Raw genomic sequence first — 26,957 nt, forward strand, 5'->3', positions numbered from 1 at the left:
GCCCGGCGATGGCGGTCACCCGCGGGGGCGGGAGGTGACGCTACGGGCGCCGCGCCGAACCGACCCGGGCGCGCCCGATCTCCGCCGTCAGCGGGTGCGCTGCCAGTAGCGGCAGGTCCAGTCGACCGGCACCAGTTCGTCGGTGATGCCGAACTCGGCGCGGAAGTCGTCGACCGCCTGCTGACAGCCCCGTACGGCGTGGTAGTCGTCGATGATGACGTAACCGCCCACGGAGAGCTTCGGGTAGAGCGAGCGCAACGCGACGCTTGTGGAGTCGTAGAGGTCGCCGTCGAGCCGCATCACCGCGATCCGTTCCACCGGTGCGTCCGGCAGGGTGTCCTCGAACCAGCCGGGCAGGAACCTGACCTGCTCGTCGAGCAGACCGTAACGGCGGAAGTTCTCCTTGACCTGGGGCAGGGACACCGCCAGGAAGGGCACCGTCCACAGGGCATCCTCGACGTCCTCCACGCGGTGCGCCTCCGGCTTCGGCAGGCCGCGGAAGGAGTCCGCCACCCACACGGTGCGGTCGTGCTCGGCGTACGCGGCGAGCAGCGCCCGCATGAAGATCACCGTCCCGCCGCGCCAGACCCCCGTCTCGATCAGGTCACCGGGAACGCCCCGCCGCAGCACGTCCAGGACGCAGTGTTCGACGTTGTCCAGGCGGCGCAGCCCGACCATCGTCTCGGCGTCCGGTGGCCAGTCCCGCCCGTTGGCCCGGGCGTCGGCGTCGAAGCTGAACTTCGAGACGAGTTCCAGGCCACGTCGGTGCAGCACCCGTCTGCCCTGGCGGACCAGTGTGCCACGCAGGCTCCTGGGCCGCGGTTCGTACGGCTGCCACGCCTCGCCGAACGTGTACCTGGTCAGGGTCTTCTTCAACAACTCGGTGTACATGCGTCGGGGATCGGCGATGTCGGATCCGGACAGCTTCGACGCGACGAAGGTCTCACTCACGGGCTTCTCCGTTCGGGTAGGGACGTGCGGACGATGGGCGTCCGCACGCCGTTGGTCTCTGCCGGGTCAGGTGCGGTCGCGGTTCAGGGCTGCCCCGAGCCGGCCCGGATTCGATGCGTCCGGTCGTGTCCGGGACCGGGCGGGATTCGGCGCCGTCGCCTGCCCCCGGGCCCGGGTCGGGCTCTGCGGCTTCGGCTGTGTCGAAGGCCGGGAGCGCGCCGGCTGCGGATCGACGACGGGTCCGGGCGTCGGATCCGGCTCGGTGGCCGGTCCGGTTCCGGTGGCCGGTTCGAGCCGCTCGGCGGCCGGTCCGGTTCCGGCGGCCGGTTCGAGTCGGCCGCCCGTCGGGACGGACCTGGTGTCGGTGACCGAGGACGCCAGCACGGCGCCGGCCGGCACGTCGTGGTGCCGTACCCCGTACTGCCGTACTCCGTGGACCGGCTGGACGACGGGCCACGCGGCGGGGACCGGCGTGTCGAGGTCGCCGGTCGCGCCGACCACCAGCACTCCCAGCAGCGGTACGTCGAGCCGCTGCAACAGCAGCGTGGCCCGGCTCGCCTCACCCTTACGCGTACGGTTGGCGTGCACCACCAGCAGGACGGCGTCCGCGTGCCGGGCGAGTACGGGCAGGTCGGTGCCGGTCAGCAGCGGTGCGGCGGTGGTCACGACCGCGCCGGACCGTTCCGCCAGTTCGTCCAGCAGGGCGCCGATCCGCTCGCTGTCCGGTGGCTGCGCGCCGAACGACCGGCCGATCGGATCTGCCGGCACGACGGCGAGCGAGGCGACGCCCGACACCGGCGCCGGGACGCGGTCACCGGCGATAACCTGCTGCAGCGTGCAGCGCTCCGAGCCGGGGAACAGCCGGGCCAGGGTCGGCTGGGTCGTCCGGCCCTCCACCAGCGTCGTCGATCGGCCGTGCCGGGCGAAACCGACGGCCAACAACCCGGCGACCAGGTCGACCGAGGTGGAATCGCGGATCCCGGTGACGAGAATCCGGCAGCGCGGCGACGCGGCCGTCAACACGCTCAGCGTCGCGACCGTCGAGCCGACGGCGGCGGCCACCTCGGGCCGTTCGTGCACGGGAAGGGCCTGCGTCGTCGGGCGGCGCGGCAGCCGTGGCAGGGCGCAGAGGACCGGCAGCCGGAGAGACTCCTCGATCTGGTCCGGTCGGCGCAGTCGGGTGTCGAAGCGGTTGCGCACGGAGGTCAGGGCGAGCCCCGCAAGCAGCCCGGCGAGGCCGCCGAGTGCCAGATTGAGCAGCGGCTTCGGCGTCACCGGCATGCGCGGCGGCGCGGCCCGGTCGAACGGCTCGGCGGCGATCGGGGACTCGCCGCCGATGCGCAGTTCACCGACCTCCTGGCCGAGCGCCTCGATGATCGCGTTGGCGATCGCCGCGGCCCGGGGCCCGGTAGGTGCCGTGGCCCGGATGGTCACGATCTGGAGGCCGGGCTCGGAGGCGCCGCGTATCCGGCCCGCCACCAGCTCCTCGTGCAGCCCGAGCGTGGCCGCCGCGTCGGCGGCGACCTGCCGGGACTCTGCCAGCCGGGCGACCGTGGGGGCGAGGTTCTGCGCGATCGCGAGACCAGCGGCGCCGCCCCTCTCGGACTTCTGCGGCACCACCATCACCGACGCGGTCGCCTCGTAGGAACGGGGCACCACCAGGGTCACCACCTGTGCGCCCGCCACACCGGCGAGCAGGGTCAGCACCGGGATCACGGTGTGTTGCCGCCCGCTGCGCAGCAGTCCGCGTACGCGTTTTCGGATCGTCATTGTCCTACCGTCCTTTCGGCCTCGGGTCCGGAGGTGTTCGCCATCGCCGGCGGGCGTGGCCGGTCCGGTGTCCCGTCCCTTCCGTCGCTCTGGCGCAGCAACCGCCGCCAGACCTCGCACATGGTGTCGGCGGCCCGGTGCCAGCCGAACTCCGCCGCACGTTGCAGGCCGCGTTCCCGGAGCCGGCCGTGCAGGCTGGTGTCGTGTCGTAGTCGGGCCAGCCGCTGTGCCAGGGCCGGCACGTTGCCGGCGGGAAAGGTCAGCCCGGCCGGCCCGATGATGTAGGGAATCTCGCCGACCTCGCTGCCGACGACCGGCACTCCACAGGCCATCGCCTCGACGAGGACCCGGCCGAACTGCTCCCGCAGCGGTATGCCGACCCACGGCAGCACGTTGCGCTGGACGACCTCGACCGAGGGCAGGACCAGGACGTCCATCCGCCGGAGCAGGTCCGGCAACTGCTCGTGGTCCGCCCAGTCGTGCAGGCGTACCCGGCCCGGTCTGGCCGCCGCCGCCCGGGCCACCTCGGCCGACAGGCTGCCCCGGCCGACGACCAGGAGATCGGCGTCGGCCAGCTCGACCGCGCGCACCAGATCCCCGACGCCCTTGTGGGGTTCGAGGCGGCCGACGAAGCCGACCGTGAACGGTCGATTCCCGGGCGGAGTCGGCGCCGGGGAGAACCGGGCCAGGTCCACGCCGAGCGGCACGAGGGTGGCCGGTCCCTGATAGCCCTTGGCGCGCAGCACGCCGAGCGCCGCCGGGGTGATCGGGAAGGCGTGCGTGACGGCGCCGAACGCCCGCCGTTCGAGGCGGGGAAAGGGGGCCGGGAAGCGCATCACGATGTTCTGTGCCGCGTAGAGCGTGGTCGGCACGGCCGGCCAGCACCGGCGGCGCAGGCGGAGTGCCTGCCAGGTGCTGAGGTAGGCGGCCTCGCCGATGACGTGCAGCACGTCGGGACGGTGTGGCACCGCCCGCCGCAGACTGTCGGGGCGGAACAGCACCGACGCCATGTGGCCGGTGCGGGTCTCGCCCAGCAGGTGCGGCAGGTGCCGGTAGTGCAGCCCCGGATGTGTCCGGGCCAGGGCCCGTAGGGTCTGGTCGGTCTGCGCGGACACGTCGGCCACGGCAACCGTGAGCGTCAGGTCCGGCCGTTCGGCCAGCAGACCGAACAGGTCGGTCCAGTGCTCGGTGCGATGGCCGACCGCGGTGATCAGGACGTGCATCGGTGACTCCCTTCCGCCGAGGCAGGTGTGGCGGCGCCCGTGAGCAGGGACGGAGTGGCGGTCGCCGTGAGCCGGACGATCGTGGACCACGCCCGCAGCCGGGCCATGCCGGAGTGTGGTGAGGCGGCCAGCCGCACCGCCGCCAGCCCGGCGCCGAGCAGGGCCCGCAACAGCACCACCAGCCGGACCGCCTGGTATGTCGAGCGCCGGTGCCGGGCGAAGAACCGCAGCATGCTGCGGTAGAGGTGCGGCCAGATCCAGCGGGGGTCGGCGCTGCTGCCGCCGCCGGTGTGCCGGGCGGTCACGGCGGGCAGCAGCACCACGTCGGCGCCGAGCCGGTGTGCCTGGAGACAGAGCTCCTCGTCCTCGTAGTACATGAAGTAGCCCTCGTCCAGCCCGCCGGTCCGGTCGAGCAGGTCACGCCGGATCGCCAGGCAGGCACCGGAGAGCCAGTCGACACTGACGGGTCCGGCACCGGCCGTTCCGGGAATGAGCGTTCCGGGTGGGATCCGGCAGGCGTCGTAGGCGGCCCGACGGTGGGGGCCGCCGAAGAGCCGGCGCACCGGCACCGGGACCAGGGTGCCACCGAACCGGGAGAGCACCACGCTGGTCAGCGTCTCGAACGGATGGGCGCTGATCGCCGGCCGGCCGTCCCCGTCGACGAGTCGCGGCCCCACGATCCCGACCGCGGGGTGGGCGCGCAGGAATCCGACAAGTTCCCGGGCGGCCGCCGTCGGCAGGACGCAGTCCGGGTTGACCACGAGTACGACGTCGTCGACGCAGCCGGCCAGTGCCTGGTTGACAGCGGCCGCGAATCCCACGTTGCGTCGGTTGGCGATGGCGGCGACCTCGGGGAAACGCTCGCCGAGCAGCGCGACCGTGTGGTCCGTGGAGTTGTTGTCGACGACCCGGACGGTGAGCCCCGCCCGCAGCAACGGCGCCACCGCGTCCGTGACGTGCCGGGCCGAGTTGTGGGTCACCAGCACCGCGGTCGCGGCCAGGTCGCCGGGCCGCCCCGCCATCGGTCCGGCCCGGTCGTCGGCGGGCCGCGGGCTCGTGCCGGTCATCGTGCCACCACCGCCGTCGGTGTTTCCCGGATCCGGGCGGCGAGCAGTGTCAACGCCGGCAGGAGGCCGAGTTCCCAGTGCCCGTCGGTCGGACCGGCGAAGAACGCGGCGCCGAGGAACCCGCAGGTCAACGCCGCGAATGCCAGGGCGAGAGGGTTCCGCCGGGCCAACCCGGCCGGCAGCGCCCGCAGCACCGGCCACAGCACGGCGAAGAGCCCGAGCAGGCCGGAGTTGGCCAGGATCATCACCCAGAACGCGTGGTAGACCGGACCGACGTCGGTAACGGTGTAACCCTCGACGTACACCTGCTGGGCGGACTGGCCGAGACCCGCGCCGACCAGCGGCTGCGTCGCGAAGGCGGCCAGGCCGACGGCGGACTCCGGGAGCCGGTGCCCGGCGTCGCGTTCGAGTGCCATCGTCACCACGGTGGACCGTTCGCGAACCCCCGGGTGCAGGCTGATCAGGCCGAAGAGCAGGATCGCTCCGGTGACCGTCACCAGCACCCCGCGCCGGACCGCCGCGCCACCCCGGACCAGCAGGATGAGGACGGCGACCCCGGTGACCAGCCAGATCCCCCGGTAGGAGGCGAGCACCACGTCGGCGAGGAAGACCGCGGTCAGCAGCGCCAGGCCGGCGCGGCGCCAACCGCGGGCCCGGCCGGCGAGCACCATCAACGGCGGTACGGCCAGCACCGCGAGCAGGCCGCCGTGCCGGCCCGGGTTGCTCAGCTCGATCGTGGTCAGCACCCCGGCGGAGACGAGGTAGAGCAGGGCGGCGGCGCGCAGCCACCGCCGCGTGTGCAGGGTGTGCAGGGCCAGGAAGAAGTACGCCGGGATCACCGCCACCTGGTACGCCGCCACCAGCACGTTCCGCGGCAGGTTTCCCATCGCCAGGCCGTAGACGGCGGCGACGCCGATGCCGGCACTGAGCACGGCCATCGCCAGCCCGGTGCGGCGCCAGGGCGGGCTCTGTTCCGGCCACCAGCCGAGCAGGTACCGGACGGCCAGCGCCGCGCAGCCGGCGACCAACGGCAGGGTATGCATGATGACGAACGTCTGGACGTCGGCGACGCCGAGCAGACCGCTGGCGACCGAGCCTCCGATGATCCCGACCGGCAGTACCGCCCACGGCCAGACGACGAACCCGAGGGCGCAGAGCACGGTGCCGCCGACCGCGACGCCGAGGCTGGTGGGCAGGATCGCGACCGGCAGCGCGGTGGCGGCCCCGATCGCCCCCGCCGTCAGCGCCGACGGCACCCAGAGCCGGCTCACCGCGCGCCCGCCACATCCGCGAGCAGGTCGCGCAGCCGGGCGCCACGGGCGTCCCAACTCTGCGGCACCGCGGCGGCCCGGCGCTCGGCGACCGCGCCCGGGCACCACGCGGTAGGCAGCTCCGCCTCCACAGCGGCCACGAACCGCGCGGGTGTCGCCGCGAGCCGGACCGGGGCGGAGAGCTCCCGCAGCGCGGGCAGCGGTGTCGCCACCACCGGCCGACCGGCGGCGAGATACTCGTAGCACTTCTTCGGGTGGACGTAATCGATCAGGCCCCCCACCCGGTACGGGATGATGCCGACGTCGAAGCCACGGACCAGGGCGGGCGCCTCGGCGAACGGCACCGCCGGCCAGAGCCGTACGTTGGACAGCCCGCGCAGTGGCGCCCGGCCGGCCGGGGTCGACGGGCCGATCAGCAGCACCGTCCACTCCGGACGGGCGGCGGCCACCGCGGCGACGAGTTCGCCGTCGAACGCCCGGGTGTCGACCGCGCCCAGGTAGCCGAGGACCGGCCGGGGCAGCCCGGCGAGTGCCGCCGCGACCGGCCCGTCGGCGGTGAAACACTCCGGGTCGCAGCCGTTCGGCAGCACGACCGGCGGCCGGCGGGCGCCGGGTAGCCGTGCCGGCAGCGCGCTGGAGGAGGCGAGAACCAGATCGGCCTCGGCGACCGCGTACCGCAGTGCCCGCCGCAGGTGGCCCCGGTTCCACCACCGGGTGAACGTCCAGTCCAGGTCGGTGGCGTCATACACCACGGCGGCGGCGCCGAGCCGGCGGCACACCGGCCAGGCCAGGTCCTCGTCGAGCCAGACGATCCGCTCACCGGGCCGGTCGGCTTGGCCGATTCGCCGGTCGGCTTCGTCGATCCGTTCACCGGGCCGGTCGGCTTCGTCGGCCCGGCCGCCGGGCCGGTCGGCTTCGCCGATCCGGTCCCGTTCGAGGCGATCCGTCGCGGCGTCCAGCCAGCGGGACAGCCGCAGCGCGCCGATCCGCCGGCTCAGCCGGTTGACCGTCGGCAGGTGGCGGCCGAACGGGAGGATCGCGGGCGGCACCGCGTGCCAGAGTGCCTTGTCGACCTGGCGTACCGACCAGCGCCAGCGGGGCGAGTTGCCGGGCGGGTCGACGAAGACCACCCGCCGGTCGGCGGCGAGCTGCCGGGCCAGCGCGTGCTGCCGGTGCGCGGCGGCCCGCCAGGGGCTGCCACTGAACATCAGCACCCAGCCCGGGCCGACCGGCCGCGACCGGACCGCCGGTGCGGCGGCTCCGCTCCGGTGGGTCGGTGGTGGGACGAGCGCGGCGTCGGTCACGGACGAGCTCCGACCCGGGAGTCCCGGGCGAGCGCCGACGCTGGCAGGGCGGTGGCGATCGGCGTCACGTCGTCCTCGTTGAGCCGCCTGACCAGGTGGCGGCTGGTCTCGTCGAGGTGCAGCACCCGGGCCCCGGGGCGTTCGTCCAACCAGCGGCGCAGCGCACCGGCCGCGTACCGGTCGTTGACCGCCCGGACCGGCGCGGACCGGCGGGCGAACGGCACCAGGGCGGGTGGGCTGGCCCGCCACACGGAGCCGTCGAACCGGACGTGGAGCCGACGGTTCCGGCCCGGCCGCTCGAGCAGCAGCACCCGGTGGTCGTCGAACCGGTCGCCGAGCAGCGTCGGTGGGTCCTGTGCGGTCGCCCACGGGCCGTACCCGGAGATGATGGCCCAGTCCCGCCGGTCGCCGTCCGGCAGCGGCCCGACGTCGCCGCGCAGCGCCGCGACCAGGTCACGCCAGCCGAGGTTGGTCTGCCGGCGGCAGAGCCGCTTCACCAGATGGTCCGCGAGCAGCGCCAGCCGGAACACGCCGACCCGGTAGCGGGGCTGGGTCATCCGCAGGTAGCAGACCAGGCCGCCGATCAGGTGCCGGAGCCGGGACGCCGTGCCCAGCAGGCGGCAGGACGCGCCCCGGGTGTGCGTGACCGCGGCGTGCGGGATCATCCAGAACCGGTGCCCGGCCGCCTGGAGCGTACGGGTCAGCACGGCGTCGTTCCAGTAGATCGGGAAGCGCTCGTCGAAGATCCGGTCCGGTTCGAGGACCGTGCGCCGGACCAGCATGCAACTGCCCGAGGCGAGTTCCCGGGGCCGGGAGAAGTCCGCGCCCCGCAGCTCGAAGCGGTGCAGCGCGGACCGGAACCCGGGCAGCCGGCGCAGCGCGGTGAAGAGGGTGAGCGCGGCCGGGAACGTCGGCAGCTGCACGTAGTGCTGCTGGAAACTGCCGTCCGGGTTGAGATACAGCGGGCTGACTCCGGCCGCGTCCGGGCGCACCCGCAGGAACTCCACCATGGTGTCCAGCGCGCCGGGATGGAACCGGACGTCGCTGTTGAGCAGCAGGATCAGTTCACCGGTCGCCTGCCGGTAGGCCTGGTTCATCGCGGCGGCGAAGCCGACGTTGCGCGGGTTGCGGATCAGCCGAACCCGGGGGTCGGCGGCGAGCAGGTCGGCGGAGCCGTCGGCCGAGGCGTTGTCGACCGCGACCACCTCGTACGGCAGGCCGCCGGTCGCCACGTGCAGCGAGTCGAGGCAGCGGCGGGTCTCCTCGCGGGTGTTCCAACTGATCAGCAGTACCGAGACGACGGGGACGGTCATGCCGACCACCCCTGTCCGGCGCGCCGGGCCACCAGCCGCAGCGCGTCGCCGAGCCGGGGGTGCCGGATCCGGGGCGAGCGGGCGGCGACCCAGTCGGCGACCAGCAGGTCGCGGGCGTGTCGGAGCCGGCCCCAGGGCTGCCAGTAGAAGCGGGAGAAGACGGTGTCGCAGGTGATGACGTCGTATCCGGTGGTGGTGACGAGTCGGATGAGTGATTCGGGGGTGAAGTGCCAGCGGTGGTACCGGAACTGGAGGTGCGGCCAGTTGGTGCCGAGTCGGGTGGCGGCGGCGGAGGCGATGTTGGGGACTTCGAGGGCGAGCCAGCCCTGGGGGTTGAGCATGTGGTGGGCGGCGTGGAGGAAGTGTCGGGGGTTGTCGACGTGTTCGAGGACGTGGAAGGCGCAGACGGCGTCGACGGGGTGTGTCGGGGTGGTGGTTTCGAAGTGGCCGTGTTGGACGGGGACGTGGAGGTGTTCGCGGGCGTGTCGGGCGGCGTGTTCGGAGATTTCGATGCCGTGGGCGGTGATGCCGGCGTGTTGGGCGGCTTCGATGAAGTAGCCGCCGGCGCTGCCGGCTTCGATGAGGGTGCGGGGTGGGTGGTTTCGGGTGGTGCGGAGGAGCCAGCGCAGGCGGCGGGTTGATTCGTAGCGGCGGGGGCGGGGGAGGTAGTAGTCCTCGTAGCCGTCGCCGGTGAAGTAGTTCTCGTCGTAGAGCTCGGTGGTGGGTGGGAGGTGGTGTGCGGTCCAGGTGAAGGTGCAGGACGGGCAGTGCCGCAGGTTGCCGTCGAGCCGGGTGTGCCGGTCGGCCGCCCCACCACAGACCAGGCAGGTGTACGTCTCCAGTTGTGTGGTCACGATCTCTCCCTTCGGGTCCCGCCGCGCGCCCGGGCGACGAGCCGGAGCAGGTCGCCGAGTCGGGGCTGGGTCAGCCGCAGCGACCTGGTGCCCGACCAGTCGGGCGGCACGAGTCTGCGGGCGTGCCGGAGCCGGTAGCCGACCGGCATGTAGTAGCGGAAGACGGCGGTGTCGCAGGTGATGACGTCGTATCCGGTGGTGGTGACGAGTCGGATGAGTGATTCGGGGGTGAAGTGCCAGCGGTGGTATTGCAGCTGGAGGCCGGGCCAGTCGGTGCCGAGTCGGGTGGCGGCGGCGGAGGCGATGTTGGGGACTTCGAGGGCGAGCCAGCCCTGGGGGTTGAGCATGTGGTGGGCGGCGTGGAGGAAGTGTCGGGGGTTGTCGACGTGTTCGAGGACGTGGAAGGCGCAGACGGCGTCGACGGGGTGTGTCGGGGTGGTGGTTTCGAAGTGGCCGTGTTGGACGGGGACGTGGAGGTGTTCGCGGGCGTGTCGGGCGGCGTGTTCGGAGATTTCGATGCCGTGGGCGGTGATGCCGGCGTGTTGGGCGGCTTCGATGAAGTAGCCGCCGGCGCTGCCGGCTTCGATGAGGGTGCGGGGTGGGTGGTTTCGGGTGGTGCGGAGGAGCCAGCGCAGGCGGCGGGTTGATTCGTAGCGGCGGGGGCGGGGGAGGTAGTAGTCCTCGTAGCCGTCGCCGGTGAAGTAGTTCTCGTCGTAGAGCTCGGTGGTGGGTGGGAGGTGGTGTGCGGTCCAGGTGAAGGTGCAGGACGGGCAGTGCCGCAGGTTGCCGTCGAGCCGGGTGTGCCGGTCGGCCGCCCCACCACAGACCAGGCAGCGGCTCAGATCGGTCGCCGCGGTCACCGGAGACGCTCCCCGGTCGCGGCGAGGGGACGGTTCCGGCGTACCAGCCGGCGCAGCTCGGCCCGGTCCCGGGCGGGCAGGAATCCGGTGCCGGCGAGTACGGCGAGCGCGATCAGCAGCACCACCGCGGACCGGGTCGCCACGGCCAGCGCGGCGTCGAGCCGGCCTGGCCCGTCGGGCAGGAACCGGGCGGCGAGGACTCCGCCGACCCCGGCCGCCAGGGCGGCGGTCATGGCGGGCCGGACGGCTGTCAGCATCGGGGTGACCGGCCGTCCGGTACTGCGGTGGAAGCGCAGGACGAAGTACGCCGTGCCGGCCGCGATCCCGCACGAGGTGGCCAGCGGTACGCCCACCGGACCGAAGAGCCGCCACAGTGGCCAGGTCAGCGCGAGGTTGAGCAGGACCGACAGCAGGGCGTAGCCGGTCTCGCCGCCCGGCTGCCCCTCGACCCGCAGCACGATCGCGGTGGCGCCGGCGGCCAGGTTCAGCGCATAACTCGGGGCGAGTACCAGGATGGTCGCGGTTGCCCACCAGACGGGCTCGCCGAGCCAGAGCCGGATGAGCGGGTCGGCGGAGACCACCAGCAGCGCCGTACCCACCGCGGCGAACGCGGTCAGGTACCGGGTGGCGGCGAGGTGGAACCGGTCCAGCCAGACCTGCCCCTCCACCGCCGCCCGGGACACCGCCATCGGGAACATCGCCATCAGCACGATCGCCGGTGGCAACCGGAGCAGCGCGAGCAGCCGGTTGCCGAGCTCGAACGACCCGGCCACGGCGGGCCCGGCCACCCCGCCGAGGACGAACCGGTCCAGTTCCAGGTTGGCCGCCCCGGACGCGTTGGTCACCTGTATCCGCAGGCCGTACCCGAACAGCTCGCGCAGTTCGTCGCGACGCATGCCGCGCAGGCGCGGCCCGAGGTGCCGGTGCCAGTGCCGGGCGGCGGTCACCACCAGGACGGTCCGGACCGCGCCGGCCGCCGCCGTGGACGCGGCCAGCGCCAGCAGCCCGCCGCCGAGCCGGACGACGAGGACGGCGAGTGCGGCGCCGAGCACCCCCGTGCCGGCGGTCATCCAGGCCAGCGTGGTGTAGCGCTGGGCACCCTCGAGGACGGCCCGCCAGGGCAGTGCCGCGCCGTCGCAGAGCAGTCCGAGCAGCAGGGTGAGCAGCGCGTTGCGCGCCTCGGCGGCGAGCTGGCCGAGTTGCAGCAGCCGGGCGAGCACGGGCCAGGCCGCGACGGTGCCGGCGGAGGCCAGCAGCCAGAGCAGGACCCCCCAGAGCAGCCCGATCCCGAGCGCGGCCCGGGTGACCCGGTCCGGCTGCCCGGCCAGGGTACGGGCGACCTGCCGGACGAGGGCGGCACCGAGCCCGAGGTCGACCAGGGCGAGCACGGCCACGACGCCGCCGAGCAGCACCCAGGTGCCGAACTCGGCGGCGCCGAGCCGGTCGTACAGGACCGGCAGGCTGGTCAGTCCCGCCGCGGCCACGGTGAGCCGGGCGGCGACCAGACCGGTGGAGTTGCGGGTCAGCCGCCTGCCGTCGCCGCTAGCCACGGGGAAAACCCCGGAACAGTTCGGCGACCGTCAGCACGACCAGGAGGAGGTCGAGCCGCAGCGACCGGCAGTGCAGGTAGAGCAGGTCGCAGCGGAGCTTGTCCTCCACCGTCGCGGCGTAACCGCCGGTGAGCTGGGCGATGCCGGTCAGGCCGGGACGGATCCGGTGTCGGAGTTCGTAGTGTGGCAGTTCGCGGAAGCTGGCCACGAATTCCGGCCGTTCCGGGCGCGGCCCGACCAAACTCATCTCGCCCCTGAGGACATTCCACAGTTGCGGCAGCTCGTCCAGGCGGAACCGGCGCAGCAGCCGGCCGACCCGGGTGACCCGGGCGTCGTCGGTGCTGGCGAGGGCCGGCCCGGTGTCCCGTTCGGCGTCCGGGCGCATGGTGCGGAACTTGACCATCCGGAACCGCCGGCCACCCGCGCCCACCCGGGCCTGCACGTAGAAGGGCGGCCCGCTGAGGGCGACCGCGGCCGTGATGAGCAGCATCAGCGGGATCACCAGTGGTGTGCTGAGCAGCGTCACCGCCACGTCGAACCCGCGTTTGAGGCGTTCCTCGCCGGAGCGACCCGGCCGCAGCCGCAGCCAGGGCAGCCCGCCGAAACGCCGTAGCCGGGCGGGTTGCAGCAGTCCGTAGACGGGATGGGCGAGGACGAAGATCTCGATGTCGTGGGCCAGGCAGACCGCGACCAGCGGTTCGTCGAGCTGGTCCAGCCGGAGTTTGCAGAGCAGCAGCTTCGGCCGCCAGTGCCGCAGTGCCTCGTCGAGCTGGTCCATCCGTTGCGGCAGCGGCAACCGGGTGGCGATCTCGAACTCGTCGGCCAGCCGGTCCGTGGTGCTGTCGCCGTGGGGAGGTTCCAGCACCAGCACCCGGGCGTCCCGGCGCGACGGTGTCGCCCTTCGCCCTGCCGGTGCGGGGTGCCGGTGCCGGCCCTGTCGGCGTGCCGGGGTCGGATCGACCTGGTGCTCCGGGTTGGCCCGCCGGGGTCCTCTGCGGTACGGCGGCCGTGCCCGGGTGCCCGGGACGCCGGTGTGTGGCGTCTCGACCTGGGCGACGTGCGGCTGCTCGATGCTCAACGTGCTGGCGGCTCTCTGGGCGGGTCGGCGGAATCCGAGTGGTCTACACATTGGATTCACGGTTCGACATACCTTAAACCGCCCAAAGGGAGCAAGAGGGACTCTTGGTAAAAAAGGGCAACTTCGGGAGGTCAGGTGGGCGGCCGGGATCGCGCGGTGTCCCGTCGTGCGGGTCCGCTCGGCCGGGACGGCGGCACGCGACGGGCCCGCCACCTCTCCGCCCATCCGAACAGCAGCACCGCCGACGCGGTGAGCAGCACCGTACCGGCGATCCGTAACGGCAGGTGACCGGTGGACCCATCCTCCAGCAGCACGCCGGCCAGCGCCCCGGCCGGCAGGTGCCACAGGTAGACGGTGACCGCCCGGGAGTTGACCGCCCGCAGCGCGCGCCCGGCCCACCGGTTGTCGGCCAGCCGGTCGAGCCGGAACCGGCACCGGAGCACCACGGCGACGAGGGCGAGCGACCACAGCACGTTGCCGCCGCCGGCGTCCTCGGTGCCGAAGGTGCCGGCCCGGGTGCCGACCAGCATCCACATTCCACCGACCGCGCCCAGCACGCCCACGCCGCACCCGAACGCCCGGCCCGGAATCCGCTGCAGCAGACCGTCCCGGCGGGCGAAACCGAGCAGCCAGCAGGGGGCGTAGGTCAATACGAAATAGCCGGGAAGGTCCAGGTGGGTCAGATTGACGCCGACCGCCACGGCAGTGGCGATGCCGAGTGTGCACCACGGCCGGCGGCGGAAGAGGGGCCGCAGTAACGGGGAGAGCAGCACCAGCCACAGGTAGGTGGAGATGTACCAGAGGCCGATGGTGAGCAGCCAGGACCAGGCGGGGCCACCTGCCGGTGGCACCCGCAGTGGCAGGAGCCACCAGGCCAGGCCGCCCCAACCCAGGGACCCGGAGGTCGACGGCCGCCAGCCGGCGAGCAGCATCAGCGTGACGGCGACCACGCCGTAGAGCCAGAACGGCGGCAGGATCCTGGCCAGGCGGGTACCGACCGCACGCGGCCCGCCCTGGTCCAGGGACCGCGCCATCAGGCAGCCGGCGATCCCGAACATCAGCCCCATGGCCGGGAACAGCGCGCTGAGCCAGAGCCAGCCGGTGGTGTGAAACGCCACGACACGGACCAGCGCGGCCACCCGGAGGAGGTCCAGGTACCGTTCCCGGCCGTCATCCGGGGAACTCGGCCGGTGGTCGGCGGCCGGCACGTCCGCGTCCGGGCCCTTCACCCGGTCGCCGCCACCTGGTCGCGCCCCGGCGGCGGAAATACGCATTGCCGCTTCTGCTCCAGGTCAGGGTCGACGCCGCTCTTTGAGCTTTACCCAACCATATAGCAGTCTTTATACTTGTATGGGTGGTTCGGCCCGGGTAGGTGGCCCGGCGCCGTCAGCGCGGGTCTGCCGGCTTCCGCGCGAGGATGAGCCGGTAGCGTGGAGTGCCGTTCCGGTGCTGGCCCAGGGTGGTCAGGGCGACCGTGGTCGCGGTGAAGCCGGCCGCTGTCAGGTCCGCGCCGAGCGCGGGCAGCGGACAGGTGCGGTAGTACATGACGAACGGCGGGCGCCACACGGCATTGCGGACCCGCATGGCCAGGTCGAATCCGAGCATGGCCCAGTGCGAGATCGAGGTACGGGGCGGCGGCGTACCGATCGGAAAGGTGAAGAGCCCGCCGGGCCGCAGTGCGCGGTGGACCCCCTCGAACAGTGCGGGTCGTTCGGTGGGCAGGAAGTGCCCGAGCGCTCCGGAGGTGACCGCGAGGTCGAAGTCCCCGGTGAAGGGGAGGGCCCGGGCGTCGGCCCGCACCCAGCTGGCGTCCGGGTGTGCGCTCCGGGCCTGCGCGAGCATCCCGGCGCTGAAGTCGACACCGGTGATCCGCCCCCGGCACACGGCCCGGAGAACCAGCATGCCCGCACCGGTGCCGCAGCACACGTCCAGTCCCCGGTCGAACGGCCCGAGCTCGGCAAGCGCCTCGGTGGTCGCGTCGACAACGCTCTCCGGAGTGCGGAAGGGCGTGTGGTCGAACTTCGGGGCGAGGAGATCGTAGCCGCGCTCGACCGACGAGAGCGCCTGGACGCACAGTTCGCGCAGGGACGGGCCTTGGGGCGAGAACACCGGCCGAGGGTACCCGCCGGACTCACCGCAGGTAGTCGCGGCGTTCGGTGTAGACGCCGACGATGGCGGCCAGGTGCGGGTCGCTGGTGATGGTGAGGTATCGGTTCGGGCGCAACTCGACGCTGGACGGGTTGGCCTGGTCGGTGGTTGCCGGGCCGTGGACGGCGGCGTCGTAGACGAGGATGTCGCGCTCGGCGTCGATGTTCCGCTCCGGGTGCTCGAGCAGCCGGCCGACGGTCGGGCGGCCGGGGCCGAACGTCCCGGACAGGTCGCCGTAGGTGAACAGCACGTCACCGTTGTGCAGGACGAGCTGGTGGTGTGACGACGCGGGCAGGCCCGTCGACACCGGCGTCGTCCAGCTGCGGCCGCCGTCGTACGACCGGGAGAGGTAGGCGATGTTGATCGACGTGCGGAGGACCGACAGGATCGAGCCGTCCCTGAGCAGGCTCAGGTTCGGCTCCTGGAAGTCGAAGGTGTCGGCCCGGCCGATCACCGACTCGTTCTCCGCCGGCCAGGTGTGCCCGCCGTCCGTCGAGCGGACGACCGTGGCCGGCCCGGTGCCGCCCTCGGGAAGCCTGCCGTAGAGGGGGACGAGCAGGTCGCCGTTGCGCAGTTGCAGGATCGGACCGTGGGTCGCGGCGTGGCCGGCGTAGTAGGCGCCGACGACGACATCGGAGGGTCCCTCCATCGCGGTGCCGACCTCGGTCGGCGTGCTCCACGTGCCGCCCAGGTCGGTCGACCGCGCGACGAACGTGCCGACCAGCGTCACCGGCCTGCCCGGGTAGCCGGTCCAGTCGGTGCGGAAGAAGTTCATCAGCACCGTGCCGTCGCGCATCTGCATCAGCTTGGGGTCGCGGTCGTCGATCGGGGTGTCGATCGCCACCTGCGGGGTGCTCCAGGTGCGTCCCCGGTCCCGGCTCTGCACGACCATGATGCGGCCGTCCTGGTCGATGTGTGCGACGGACTCACGGTACGCGACCAGGAGGCGCCCGTCCCTGAGCCTGATCATGTCGCCGAAGAACGCGCGCTTGCCGCTCTCGGCCCGGGCGACCACGACCGGGTTGGTGGGAGTACCGGTCGGTGGCGGCCCGGTCGCGATCGCGGCGGTCGACGTGCCGGCGAGTGCCGCGGTCGAGGCGACCAGTGTCACGGTGGCGCGACGCAGGAGACGACGCACGGGAACCACTCCCATCAGACGAACGGCCGGAGGTCCGGCGACCGGCCCGAAGCTATTCGGAACGTCGTTTCATGTCAATGCGTCTCCGTCGCCGGAGATTCGCCCCTCGGGATGGGACCGGTGGTAGGCGGCCGCTCGGTCGTCACGCTGGTTCCTATTGACATGGAACGACATTGCACGTTTGTTGGCAGTCATGAAGGTGATGACCGTCTACGCCCACCCGGCGGACACGATCACGAACTGCGGCGGGACCCTGGCCCGGCACGCGGCCGCAGGTGACGAGGTGGTTGCCCTGATCCTCACCCACGGTGGGCGGATCCACGCCAACCGCTACGCGGAGGAGTGGCGCGGGGGGCAGCCGGACACGTCGATCACCGACGCCGACCTGGACGGGATCGTCGCGCACAAGAGGCGGGAGTTGGAGCGGGCGGCGGAGATCATCGGCATCTCCAAGCTGGTCACGCTGGACCTCGACGACACCTACGCCGCGCTGCGCGAGGACGTGGTCGACCAGGTCGCGCAGCAGCTCGCGACCGAGCGGCCGGACGTGGTGATCTGCGACTACCCGGTCAACCCGGTGGCGACCGCCAACCTGCACACCGTCGCGACGGTGACCGCGCTGGCCACCCTCGGCCGCGCCGACGCGTTCCCGCGCGACCTCGACGACCTCCCGGAGTTCCACGTCAAGCAGGTCTTCTTCACCTCGCTGCCGGTGATGGCGGGCGACGGGCTGAGCCTCCACGGGCTGAGCCTCCACGGGCTGCGCAACGACGTCTACATCGACATCACCGAGGTGGTCGGCCAGAAGGTCGCGGCGATGGACTGCTTCGACAGCCAGGGCTACTCCGGGCTCTTCGCGCGCAAGCTTGTCGAGGCCAAGAACGGCGAGAGTGGCCGGCTGGCCGGCGTCAACTTCGCCGAGGCGTTCTACCGGATGAACAAGGAGACCCACACACTACTGCCGGTCACCGAGGCCGCGCGGAGCGAGGACGTGCTGACCCGGCACGTCGCCTACAGCCGGATCGACCTGCGGGCGACGTACCCGCGGTAACCTCTGGAGGTTCTGGCCATGGTGCGCCATCTCAAGTCGGCACCCCCGGTGAGCCACGACGATGCCCGGTCGCAGGGCGTACGCGAGACGGTCGCGGCCGTGATCGCGGACGTCCGGTCCCGCGGCGACGCGGCGGTCCGGGAGTATTCGGAGAAGTTCGACAACTGGTCGCCCGAGTCGTTCCGGCTCGGCGACGCGGAGATCGAGCGGATCGTGGCGAGCGTGCCGGAACAGGCGATCGCCGACATCAGGACCGTGCAGGCCCGGGTACGTGACTTCGCCCAGCGGCAGCGGGAGTCGCTGCACGACTTCGAGGCCGAGGTCGAGCCCGGTGTGTTCCTGGGCCAGCGGAACGTCCCGGTCTCGGCGGCCGGGGCCTACGTGCCCGGCGGCCGGTACCCGCTGGTGGCGTCGGCGCACATGACCGTCGTGACGGCGAAGGTGGCCGGGGTGTCGCGGGTGACGTCGTGCACGCCGCCGATCCGTGGCGAGATCCCGGCGGCGACCGTCGCCGCGCTGCACCTGGCCGGCGCCGACGAGATCCACCTGCTCGGCGGCACGCAGGCGGTGGCCGCGATGGCGCTGGGCACCGAGACGATCGCCGGGGTCGACCTGCTGGCCGGCCCCGGCAACGCCTACGTCGCGGAGGCCAAGCGCCAGCTCTTCGGCGAGGTCGGCATCGACCTGTTCGCCGGTCCGACCGAGATCCTGGTGATCGCCGACGGCGCGGCGGACCCATTCGTGGTCGCGGTCGACCTGCTCAGCCAGGCCGAGCACGGCCCCGACTCGCCGGCAATCCTGATCACGGACTCGGAGCCGTTGGCCCGGCAGGTCATGGAGCTGATCGCGCGGATCCTGCCCGGCATGCCCACCCGGGACTTCGCCGCACCGGCCTGGCGCGACCACGGTGAGGTCGCGGTGGTCGCGGACATGGCCGAGGCGTACGACCTCGCGGACTCCTACGCCGCCGAACACGTGCAGGTCCTGACCGGCTCACCGCGCGAGGCCCTCGACCGGATGCGCAACTACGGCGCCCTCTTCCTCGGCGAGGGGACCTGCGTCTCCTACGGCGACAAGGTGATCGGGACCAACCACACCCTGCCCACCAGGGGGGCGGCCCGCTACACGGGTGGCTTGTGGGTCGGCAAGTACCTGAAGACGGTCACCTACCAGGAGGTCACCAGTCGTGCGGCAAGCGTCGAGCTGGGCCGGCTCTGCGGCCGGGCGGCCCGCGTCGAGCTCTTCGAGGGGCATGCCCGCTCCGGCGACGTCCGTGCCCACAGGTACGCCCGCGACCCCCTGCCCTGGGCCCCAACCGACGTCCAGATCTAGATCTGGAGGCAACGGGAAGCTGCTGTCGACTCCTGCCCGGCCACGTCGGCCCCCGTACGGCGCATCGGGTTCACGACATGCGACGATCGGCTCGGTCCGTGAGGGCGGGGCCACCCGCGCCGTGGTACGCGGCGTCGTGCTCCACCGCGCCGCCCGAGTGCTCCCAACGGGCGAGACCTCGACTGGCGATGGGATGGCAGTGAGAAACCGTCGTCTGCTACGTGACAGCGCTGTTCACCATGTTCTCGTACGTGGAAGCGACCACCGCGGGCCTGGTGGTCGTCAACCCCGGTTCGGCCAATCGCATCTCGTGGGAAGAAGTCCGTGGGCTGTCGATCGAGCGGGGCCTGACCGTCGACCTCAGGGACGGCAGAACAGTCGCCTGCTATGCCTTCCAGCCCTCGATGCTCGGGGGGATTCTCGGCTATCCCGGTGCGCGCAGGGCGGCGCGGCGGATAGAGCGGATCCGGGCGGCGCATGTCGTTGCGGCGCCGAGCGGTGAAGGTGGTGCCGCTGATCCCACGTTTCCGTGGCGACGCCATGCGTGTCTGATCCTCGGCATCTGGGCCTTCCTTGCGCTGCTGATCCCGGCAGTACCCAGGTTGAGGGTCTGACGTCTGCTGGCGGTGGGATGGTGATGGCGGCGCTGTCCGGCGCGGCCGGCGTCCGCGCGGCCGGCGCATTCAGCTCGGTGTTCGTCCCGCACGGTTCGTCCGGCTAGGGTCTATTCCTGACGCAGGTGGGGCCGCAGCGAGGGGGGAGTCCGAGAGATGAGCATGCCGCTGCCGCCGGGGGAGCGGACCCGGCTCGGCAGGTATGAGCTGTTGGGCCGGCTGGGTGCGGGCGGCATGGGCACCGTCTACCTCGGGCGGGACCGGGACGGGCGCAGGGTCGCGATCAAGATGGTCCGGCCCGAGTTCTCGTACGACGCCGAGTTCCGGGGCCGGTTCCGCAGCGAGGTCAACCGGGCGCGGCAGGTGCCGCCGTTCTCCACCGCCGAGGTGCTCGACGCCGACCCGGACCACGACCCGCCGTACCTGGTCGTCGAGTACGTCGACGGCCCCAGCCTGGCCACCGTCGTCAAGGAGCAGGGGCCACTCTCCGGCTCCGCGCTGCACGGCGTGGCCGTCGGCATCGCCACCGCGCTGACCGCCATTCACGGCGCCGGGGTGATCCACCGCGATCTCAAGCCGGCCAACGTGCTGTTCGCGATGGGCGGCATCAAGGTGATCGACTTCGGTATCGCCCGTGCCTTCGAGGCGACCAGCCAGCACACCCGTACCGACCAGATCGTCGGCACGGTCGCCTACATGGCGCCGGAGCGCTTCGACGCCGAGGACGGGGCGCGGCTGAGTTCCGCCGCGGACGTCTTCGCCTGGGGTGTGGTGGTGGCGTACGCGGCGACCGGCCGCACCCCGTTCGCCGCCGACTCGGCCCCGGCGACCGCCATGCGCATCCTCACCCAGCCACCCGACCTCTCCGGGTTGCCCGGATCCCTCCGCGACCTCGTGGAGCGGGCCCTCCGGAAGGATCCGGCGGAGCGCCCCACGGCGCGCGAGCTGCTCGACGTGCTGCTCTCCGGCGACACTCCACGGCCGGCCGGCACCACCGCCGTTGCCGAGGCGGCACTGACCGCCCGCAAGAGGTGGGAGGTCGCCGGGGGAGGCGACCCGACGCCGCCACCGGCCGCGACCCGGCCGGGCACCGGACGCCGTCGGCGACTCCTGGGCGCCGCCGGGATCGCCGCGGCCGTTGTCGTGCTGGTCGGTGCCGGCCTCGTGGGGCTCGACGCCATCCGGTCCGACGGTGACGACCCCGACGACGCCGCCGGTGTCCCGGGAGTCTCCACGCCGGCCTCGCCGACCCCGGCCACCTCGCCGACCCCGACCACCGGCGGGCCCACATCGGCGGCCCCGGACCCGGACACCCCGATCCTGCAGGGAAGCCGGCGCACATTGATCCACTTCGCCGAGATCGACCGGGATCTGGCCCTGGACTATCACTCCTACGAGGTGGAGTCCTCCGACGGCACCGGCGTGAAGTCGCAGTTCGTCCTGGTGCCGTCCGGGGTGGACTACCTGATCAGGTCGCTGCGCGGCGAGGGACGCGCCGACAACGCGGAGACCTGCCTGGGTGTCAAGGTGACGCCGGACGGCCCGTCGTCGCTGGTCGCCGCCGAGTGCGTCCCGACCCGGGCGACGCTCTTCTCGCTCGCGCCCACCGGCGAGCGGGACGACAAGAACCGGCGGACCTACTACATCCGCAACGAGGCGTACGGCTTCGTGCAGTGGAGCGCCGCACGCAGGGCGGTGTACGTCGAGGAGGTCGGCGACGCCACTCCCACCGCGAGCTTCAGCCTGGTGGACCGGGGCGCGCTCTGACCCGGCGAGCGCGCCGGTCCCCGCGCCGTCGAGGTCGGAGCCCGGTCGGGCGGTGACGGTCAGCTGACCTGTGCGGCGGCGGCGCGGCCCGCCGTGCGCCCCGAGAAGAGGCAGCCACCGAGAAAGGTCCCCTCGAGGGCGTTGTACCCCATCATCCCGCCGCCGCCGAAGCCGCTGACCTCGCCCGCGGCGTACAGCCCGGGCAGCGGATCCCCGTCGGCACGCAGGCAGCGGCCGTCCAGGTCGGTCTCGAGCCCGCCGAGCGTCTTGCGGGACAGCACGTGCAGGCGGACGGCGATGAGCGGGCCGGCGGACGGGTCGAGGAGCCGGTGCGGCGTGGCGACCCGGCTCAGCCGGTCGCCCCGGTAGCGCCGGGCCGCGCGGATCGCCAGCACCTGGAGGTCCTTGCCGAACTCGTGGTCGATCGCGCGGTCCCGCGCCTCGATCACGGACCTGAGGTCCGGCTCGTGGATTGCCGGCACGTCGGGGTCGGCGATCGCGTTCATCCCGCGTACCAGTTCGGCGAGGGTGTCGGCCACGACGAAGTCCTCGCCGTGCCGCTTGAATGCCTCCACCGGTCCGGGCGCGCCCGGCCGGACCCGGCTCAGGACCTGCCGGATGTCCCGGCCGGTCAGGTCGGGATTCTGTTCGGAGCCGGAGAGGGCGAACTCCTTCTCGATGATCTTCTGGGTCAGCACGAACCACGAGTAGTCGTAGCCGGTCGCCCGCAGGTGTTTCAGCGTGCCGAGGGTGTCGAAGCCCGGGAAGTTCGGCGGGGGCAACCGCCGGCCGGTCGCGTCGAGCCAGAGCGACGAGGGGCCGGGGAGGATCCGGATGCCGTGGTTGTCCCAGATCGGGTCCCAGTTGCGCAGCCCTTCGACGTAGTGCCACATCCGGTCGGCGTTGATCAGGTTGGCGCCGGCGCCGGTGCTGATGGTGAGCATGCGGCCGTCCACGTGCGCCGGAACCCCGGCGACCATCCTCCGGGGCGGAGTGCCGAGCCGGTCGGGCCAGGCCCTGCGGACCAGGTCCAGGTCGCCGCCGATGCCACCGCTGGTGACCAGTACCGCCTGGGCGCGGGCCTCGAAGGCGGCCACCTCGACCCGGGAGGTGGGCCGGCCGCGCTCGGCGGTGGTCGGTTCGAGCACATGTCCCTGGACCCCGACCACCGTGCCGGCCCGGACGACGAGCCCGTCGACCCGGTGCCGGAACGCCGTGGCGATCCGTCCGGCCGCGACGTGTGCGCGTACCCGTCGCGCGAAGGGCGCCACCACGCCCGGCCCGGTGCCCCAGGTGAGGTGGAAGCGCGGGACGGAGTTGCCGTGGCCGGCGGCCCGGCCGTCGCCGCGCTCCGCCCAGCCGACGATGGGAAAGAGCCGGTGGCCCATGCCGCGCAGCCACCCGCGCTTCTCGCCCGCCGCGAAGTCGAGGTAGGCCTCGGCCCACCGGCGTGGCCAGTGGTCCTCCTCGCGGTCGAACCGCGCACTGCCCAGCCAGTCCTGCCAGGCCAGCTCGCGGGAGTCGCGGACGCCCATCCGGCGCTGTTCGGGGCTGTCGACGAGGAAGAGCCCGCCGAGACTCCAGAATGCCTGACCGCCGAGCGACTGCTCGCCCTCCTGGTCGAGCAGGATGACGCGGCGCCCGGCGTCCGCCGCCTCCGCCGCGGCCACCAGGCCGGCGAGGCCGGCGCCGACGACCAGGATGTCGGCCTCCATGATGTCGGCTTCCGTCACGACTCCCTCCCCGCCGGGATCGGAAGCAGGGCGAGGGGGACGTGGTGCTGCCCGGAGTGCATGTCCCGGTCGTGCAGCGACCCCTGCGGGACCGGCCGGGGAAACGAGATCTTCACGACGTTCAGCGACGGGATCCGGAAGATCTGGACGGTGTTCGGGTCGACCTGGTAAAGCTCGGCCACGACCTGCTCGTTGAGGACGTCCTCGTCGGCCGCGATCCGGTAGCCGGCGGCGTCGCGCATGAAGAGCTCCATCGTGACCCAGAACGGGCCGGCGTTCTTCGAACGCACCTCGTGGGCGAACTCGCCGATGGTGGACGTCGGTGCGGCGTGGCCTGCGTGGTCAGCCATTCTGGTGGTCTCCGAACTCGATCCGGAACATGCCGGTGGGGGTGACGCTGTCGACGACGTGGTGCAGCACGAACTCGTACGCGGCCCCGCGCTCCACCTCGGCCGGGGAGGAGGCGAAGGCGAAGCTCGGCAGGTAGGGCATGTCGGGGGTGGGCAGGTGCAGCAGCAACGGGTTCGCGGTCTTCGCGATCGCGGTGGCGGTGGCCTGGTCCGCCGCGTTGACGAGCAGCATGACGCCGACTTCGCGGGGCGGCGTCCGGGCCGGCTCCAGGTCACCGAGGACGGCGTCGTAGCCGTAGAGACGGATGTCGAAGGCGTACCCGTCCGGACCGAGGCCCAGGGTCTGGGTGACCCGTTTGGCGATCATCGTACGGAGGAGAGCGGCCCACTCCTCGATCTGGCCCAGCACGTGCGGGTCGCGGACGGCGGTGAACGACATCGTCTCGTACCCGGCGACCCGGGCGCCCTCCAGCTTGACGGTGTGCTGGTCGGCGGTGTGGAAGCGGGAGCCCTCGACCCGCACCCGCCGGGAGTCCAGCGCGGTGTAGGTCGCCTCCCGTACGTCGAGCGTGCCGGCCGGCTCGCGCATCTGGAACGGGTCGGCGGTCTCGTAGAGCATGTGCGCCGCCACGGTGATCGGCGTACACGAGGTTTCCGGGTCGAGCGGTTCGACGGTGAACCCGGTCGCGTCGACGGTGACGAAGACACCGCCGCCGCGCGGGTTGGTGCTGCACTGGTCGCCACACTCGACGATCTTGGCGGCGTGCCACGTCGGCCCCGCGGGCAGACCCTTCATCAACGGGTACGCCGCCGCGAGCGCGGTGTCGGTGGCGCGGCCGGCGAGCACCACCCTGGCCCCGGCCGCGAGCGCGTCGACGATCGGTTCGTGCCCCATCATCCCGACGATGTGCGTGCAGCTCTCCAGGGTGTCGGCCCGCAGCTCCGGCAGCGGCGGCAGGGCGTGGATCCGCCCGGCGTCGAGATGCTTCCTGAGGTCGGCGACGCGCTGCTCGCTGTAGATGCGCGCGACGGGGAGGGAGAGAGCGTCCTCGGCCAGCACCCGCCGTACGATCCCGGCGACCCAGTCGACGCCCGCGTCGGCGCCGCTGGTGCCGCACGATCCGATGATCAGGGGGATGTCGGCGCGTGCGGCCGCATTCAGCAGGATCCGGGCGTCCCGGGTGATGGCGGCGGCGCTCATCTTGGGCTGCGCCGCCCCCAGGTAGTACGGTCCCGAGTCGGTCGAGCCGGCGTCCACCGCGATGACGTCGGCGCCGAGGGCCAGACCCCGCTCGACCTGGCTCTCCGGGAATCCGGCTCCGATCGCGCCGCTCGGCACGAGGATCCGTACGGGTTCGACGGAGGCGTCGGTCATCTGTCTGCCCTTCTGCCGGTCGCGGTGAGCGCGTTCAGGACGGCGTCGCCGAGTTCGTCGGTGGTCGCGGTGCCGCCGAGATCGGGCGTGCGGACCGCCCCCTCGGCCAGGACCGTCTCGATGGCGTCGACGAGTGCCGCCGCCGACTCCGGACGGCCGAGGTGCCCGAGCATCAGGCTCGCCGACCAGAGCGCCCCGAGCGGGTTGGCGATCCCCTTCCCGGCGATGTCGGGGGCCGAGCCGTGCACCGGTTCGAACATCGACGGGAAGTCCCGCTCGGGGTTGATGTTGCCGGCCGGCGCGATGCCGATGCTGCCGGCGATCGCCGCGGCGAGGTCGCTGAGGATGTCGCCGAAGAGGTTCGACGCGACGATCACGTCGAAGGACGCCGGCCTGAGGACGAGTTTCGCCGCCAGCGCGTCGATGTGCTCCCTGCGCCAGCCGACGGCCGGGTGCCGCGCGGCCCGCTCCTCGACGATCTCGTCCCAGAACGGCATGGTGTGCACGATGCCGTTCGACTTGGTCGCCGAGGTGACGTGGCGTCGTCGGGTGGCGGCGAGCCCGAACGCGTAATCGACGACGCGGGAGACGCCGGCCCGGGTGAAGACCGCTTCCTGGACCGCGAACTCGTCCGCGAACCCCCGGTTGAGCCGGCCGCCGATCTCGCTGTATTCGCCTTCGACGTTCTCCCGCACCACGACGAGGTCGACTCCGGCCGAGTCCCGCAGCGGTCCGGGCAGACCGGGCAGCACCCTGATCGGGCGCAGGTTGACGTACTGGCGGAACCGGCGCCGGATGGGGATGAGGAGTCCCCAGAGCGAGACGTGGTCCGGCACGCCGGGCCAGCCGACCGCACCCAGCAGGATGGCGTCGTGCCCGGCGATCCGGTCGAGGCCGTCCGCCGGCATCATCGCCCCGGTCTCCAGGTAGCGCCGGCAGGACCAGTCGAAGTGGTCGAACCGGAGGGCGAACCCGCCGCGCTCGGCCAGGACCTGGAGGGTACGCAGGACGGGCGGGATCACCTCCGCTCCGACACCGTCCCCGGGGATGACGGCGATCCGGTACGTCGTCGTCCGCGGCGCGTCCACCCGCTCATCCGCAGCGCCGTCCACCCGCTCACCTCCGTCGCCGTTCACCTGCTCACCTCTGCCGCGTTCAGGGCGAACCGTGGTGCTCCGGCGAGGGCGTCGAGGAGTTCGGCGGCGCCCCGGAGCCCGGCCGCGCGCCGGGCCTCGGCGGTCTGACCCGCGAGGTGTGAATACACGACGATGCCGTCGACGGAGCGCAGCGGGCTGTCGCTCGGCAGCGGCTCGGTGCTCACCACGTCGAGTGCCGCGCCGGCGATCCGTCCGTCCCGGACCGCGCTCGCCAGCGCCTGTTCGTCGACGATCGGTCCCCGCGCGGTGTTGATGACGAAGGCGGTCGGCTTCATCCGGGCGAACGCGGCGGCGTCCAGCAGGCCCCGGGTCCGTCCGGTCAGGGCCGCGTGCACGGAGACGTAGTCGGAGGTGCGCAGAAGCTCGTCGAGCTCCACGAAACGCACGTCCGGATCCGGCCTCTGACCGGGCGGCACGGTCGTCACGCAGAGGATCGACATCCCGAAGGCACGGGCGAGCGGGACGACCGCCCGGGCGGACGCCCCGTAGCCGATCAGCCCGAGCGTGGCACCCCGCAGTTCGTGGCCGTCGTCCCTGGGCCAACGGCCGGCCGCCACCCCGGCGGCGGCCTGGACCAACCGCCGGGCCGTCGTCAGCAGCAGGCCGAGGGTGTACTCCGCGACGGCGTTGGCATTGATGCCGGGCAGGTTGCTCACGGTGATGCCCTGCCTCGTGGCCGCGGCGACGTCCACCGAGTCGTAGCCCACCCCGGTCCGCACGACCACGCGGAGCGACGGCGCCCGGGCGAGGACATCGGCGGTCAGCGGCTCGTTGGCGATCAGCGCCGCGTCGATGCCGCGCAGGGCGGCGACCAGCTCCTCCGGGGCGCGGCTGCCCCGCAGGGGACGGTGCACGGTCATGCAGCCGGCGCTGCGGAGATACTCGTCGACCTCGTCTCCGGGGCGGAGGTAGTCGGTCGTGACCAGGACACGAGCCACCAAGCTGCTCCACTCTGCCGTCGCGTGCCGCCGTCGACCGCGTGCGACTACGTTGGTCGGCGTCACCGTGCGCTGCGGCCACCCTAGGTTTGCTGTAGCAAAAAAGTCAAGAG

The 26,957-nt window shown here is 72.6% G+C and carries 23 protein-coding genes; 4 read left to right on the top strand and 19 right to left on the bottom strand.

All coding sequences use genetic code 11. From position 1 onward, the window contains the following. Nucleotides 1-87: 87 nt before the first annotated feature. The 14 genes from ACN27G_RS06485 to ACN27G_RS06550 form a co-directional block, all read right to left on the bottom strand. Complete coding sequence (locus ACN27G_RS06485; RefSeq protein ID WP_421491858.1) at nt 88-951, bottom strand: TylF/MycF/NovP-related O-methyltransferase; 864 nt, start codon at nt 949-951, stop codon at nt 88-90. A 66-nt stretch (nt 952-1,017) separates the two neighbouring features. Beyond that, nucleotides 1,018-2,721: a hypothetical protein gene (locus ACN27G_RS06490; RefSeq protein WP_421491859.1), complete on the bottom strand. Its 1,704-nt coding sequence runs from the start codon at nt 2,719-2,721 to the stop codon at nt 1,018-1,020. Next, nucleotides 2,718-3,944, bottom strand: coding sequence for a glycosyltransferase (locus ACN27G_RS06495; RefSeq protein WP_421491860.1), 1,227 nt, complete (start codon nt 3,942-3,944; stop codon nt 2,718-2,720). The genes ACN27G_RS06490 and ACN27G_RS06495 overlap by 4 nt, the downstream gene beginning before the upstream one ends. After that, nucleotides 3,932-5,011: a glycosyltransferase family 2 protein gene (locus tag ACN27G_RS06500; RefSeq protein WP_421491861.1), complete on the bottom strand. Its 1,080-nt coding sequence runs from the start codon at nt 5,009-5,011 to the stop codon at nt 3,932-3,934. The genes ACN27G_RS06495 and ACN27G_RS06500 overlap by 13 nt, the downstream gene beginning before the upstream one ends. Further along, complete coding sequence (locus ACN27G_RS06505; protein ID WP_421491862.1) at nt 5,008-6,282, bottom strand: O-antigen ligase family protein; 1,275 nt, start codon at nt 6,280-6,282, stop codon at nt 5,008-5,010. The genes ACN27G_RS06500 and ACN27G_RS06505 overlap by 4 nt, the downstream gene beginning before the upstream one ends. Next, nucleotides 6,279-7,586, bottom strand: coding sequence for a glycosyltransferase (locus tag ACN27G_RS06510; protein ID WP_421491863.1), 1,308 nt, complete (start codon nt 7,584-7,586; stop codon nt 6,279-6,281). The genes ACN27G_RS06505 and ACN27G_RS06510 overlap by 4 nt, the downstream gene beginning before the upstream one ends. Further along, nucleotides 7,583-8,899 carry a glycosyltransferase family 2 protein gene (locus ACN27G_RS06515; RefSeq protein ID WP_421491864.1) on the bottom strand — a complete coding sequence of 439 codons (1,317 nt, stop codon included), beginning with the start codon at nt 8,897-8,899 and terminating at the stop codon, nt 7,583-7,585. Before ACN27G_RS06515 ends, ACN27G_RS06510 begins: the two co-directional genes overlap by 4 nt. Further along, nucleotides 8,896-9,753: a class I SAM-dependent methyltransferase gene (locus tag ACN27G_RS06520; protein ID WP_421491865.1), complete on the bottom strand. Its 858-nt coding sequence runs from the start codon at nt 9,751-9,753 to the stop codon at nt 8,896-8,898. Before ACN27G_RS06520 ends, ACN27G_RS06515 begins: the two co-directional genes overlap by 4 nt. Next, on the bottom strand, nt 9,750-10,613 hold the full coding sequence (locus ACN27G_RS06525) for a methyltransferase domain-containing protein (RefSeq protein WP_421491866.1): 864 nt from the start codon (nt 10,611-10,613) through the stop codon (nt 9,750-9,752). Before ACN27G_RS06525 ends, ACN27G_RS06520 begins: the two co-directional genes overlap by 4 nt. Beyond that, complete coding sequence (locus tag ACN27G_RS06530) at nt 10,610-12,163, bottom strand: lipopolysaccharide biosynthesis protein (protein WP_421491867.1); 1,554 nt, start codon at nt 12,161-12,163, stop codon at nt 10,610-10,612. Before ACN27G_RS06530 ends, ACN27G_RS06525 begins: the two co-directional genes overlap by 4 nt. Next, nucleotides 12,156-13,241, bottom strand: coding sequence for a sugar transferase (locus ACN27G_RS06535; protein WP_421491868.1), 1,086 nt, complete (start codon nt 13,239-13,241; stop codon nt 12,156-12,158). The genes ACN27G_RS06530 and ACN27G_RS06535 overlap by 8 nt, the downstream gene beginning before the upstream one ends. Before the next feature lie 131 nt (nt 13,242-13,372). Continuing rightward, nucleotides 13,373-14,515, bottom strand: coding sequence for an acyltransferase family protein (locus ACN27G_RS06540; protein ID WP_421491869.1), 1,143 nt, complete (start codon nt 14,513-14,515; stop codon nt 13,373-13,375). 112 nt (nt 14,516-14,627) lie between these two features. Continuing rightward, entirely contained in the window at nt 14,628-15,350 is a 723-nt protein-coding gene (locus ACN27G_RS06545; RefSeq protein ID WP_421491870.1) for a class I SAM-dependent methyltransferase, read from the bottom strand. A gap of 22 nt (nt 15,351-15,372) precedes the next feature. Beyond that, complete coding sequence (locus ACN27G_RS06550) at nt 15,373-16,527, bottom strand: sialidase family protein (RefSeq protein WP_421491871.1); 1,155 nt, start codon at nt 16,525-16,527, stop codon at nt 15,373-15,375. Between the two features lie 193 nt (nt 16,528-16,720). Here ACN27G_RS06550 and ACN27G_RS06555 point away from each other — a divergent pair, with 193 nt between their 5' ends. From ACN27G_RS06555 to ACN27G_RS06570, 4 genes are all read left to right on the top strand, one after another. Beyond that, nucleotides 16,721-17,578: a PIG-L deacetylase family protein gene (locus tag ACN27G_RS06555; protein ID WP_421491872.1), complete on the top strand. Its 858-nt coding sequence runs from the start codon at nt 16,721-16,723 to the stop codon at nt 17,576-17,578. An 18-nt stretch (nt 17,579-17,596) separates the two neighbouring features. Next, nucleotides 17,597-18,910: a histidinol dehydrogenase gene (gene hisD / locus ACN27G_RS06560; protein ID WP_421491873.1), complete on the top strand. Its 1,314-nt coding sequence runs from the start codon at nt 17,597-17,599 to the stop codon at nt 18,908-18,910. A gap of 221 nt (nt 18,911-19,131) precedes the next feature. Next, entirely contained in the window at nt 19,132-19,524 is a 393-nt protein-coding gene (locus ACN27G_RS06565; RefSeq protein ID WP_421491874.1) for a PH domain-containing protein, read from the top strand. A gap of 156 nt (nt 19,525-19,680) precedes the next feature. Beyond that, a complete protein-coding gene (locus ACN27G_RS06570) occupies nt 19,681-21,291 on the top strand; it encodes a serine/threonine-protein kinase (RefSeq protein ID WP_421491875.1) in 1,611 nt (536 codons plus the stop codon). A 59-nt stretch (nt 21,292-21,350) separates the two neighbouring features. Here the strand turns inward: ACN27G_RS06570 and ACN27G_RS06575 are convergent, their stop codons facing one another. Genes ACN27G_RS06575 through ACN27G_RS06595 form a run of 5 tightly spaced genes read right to left on the bottom strand, consistent with a single transcriptional unit; the run spans nt 21,351 to nt 26,844 of the window. Then, a complete protein-coding gene (locus tag ACN27G_RS06575) occupies nt 21,351-23,006 on the bottom strand; it encodes an FAD-binding dehydrogenase (protein WP_421497259.1) in 1,656 nt (551 codons plus the stop codon). Nucleotides 23,007-23,020: 14 nt separating this feature from the next. Beyond that, the gene (locus ACN27G_RS06580) at nt 23,021-23,374 is read right to left on the bottom strand and encodes a DUF4387 domain-containing protein (protein ID WP_421491876.1); all 354 of its coding nucleotides are present in this window, start codon (nt 23,372-23,374) and stop codon (nt 23,021-23,023) included. Next, nucleotides 23,367-24,749: an acyclic terpene utilization AtuA family protein gene (locus ACN27G_RS06585; protein WP_421491877.1), complete on the bottom strand. Its 1,383-nt coding sequence runs from the start codon at nt 24,747-24,749 to the stop codon at nt 23,367-23,369. The genes ACN27G_RS06580 and ACN27G_RS06585 overlap by 8 nt, the downstream gene beginning before the upstream one ends. Further along, nucleotides 24,746-25,885 carry a tartrate dehydrogenase gene (locus ACN27G_RS06590; RefSeq protein ID WP_421491878.1) on the bottom strand — a complete coding sequence of 380 codons (1,140 nt, stop codon included), beginning with the start codon at nt 25,883-25,885 and terminating at the stop codon, nt 24,746-24,748. Before ACN27G_RS06590 ends, ACN27G_RS06585 begins: the two co-directional genes overlap by 4 nt. Further along, a complete protein-coding gene (locus ACN27G_RS06595; protein ID WP_421491879.1) occupies nt 25,882-26,844 on the bottom strand; it encodes a phosphoglycerate dehydrogenase in 963 nt (320 codons plus the stop codon). Before ACN27G_RS06595 ends, ACN27G_RS06590 begins: the two co-directional genes overlap by 4 nt. Nucleotides 26,845-26,957 lie beyond the last annotated feature (113 nt).

Origin of the sequence: Plantactinospora sp. WMMB334, assembly GCF_049179095.1 — a bacterium.
GTDB lineage: Bacteria > Actinomycetota > Actinomycetes > Mycobacteriales > Micromonosporaceae > Plantactinospora.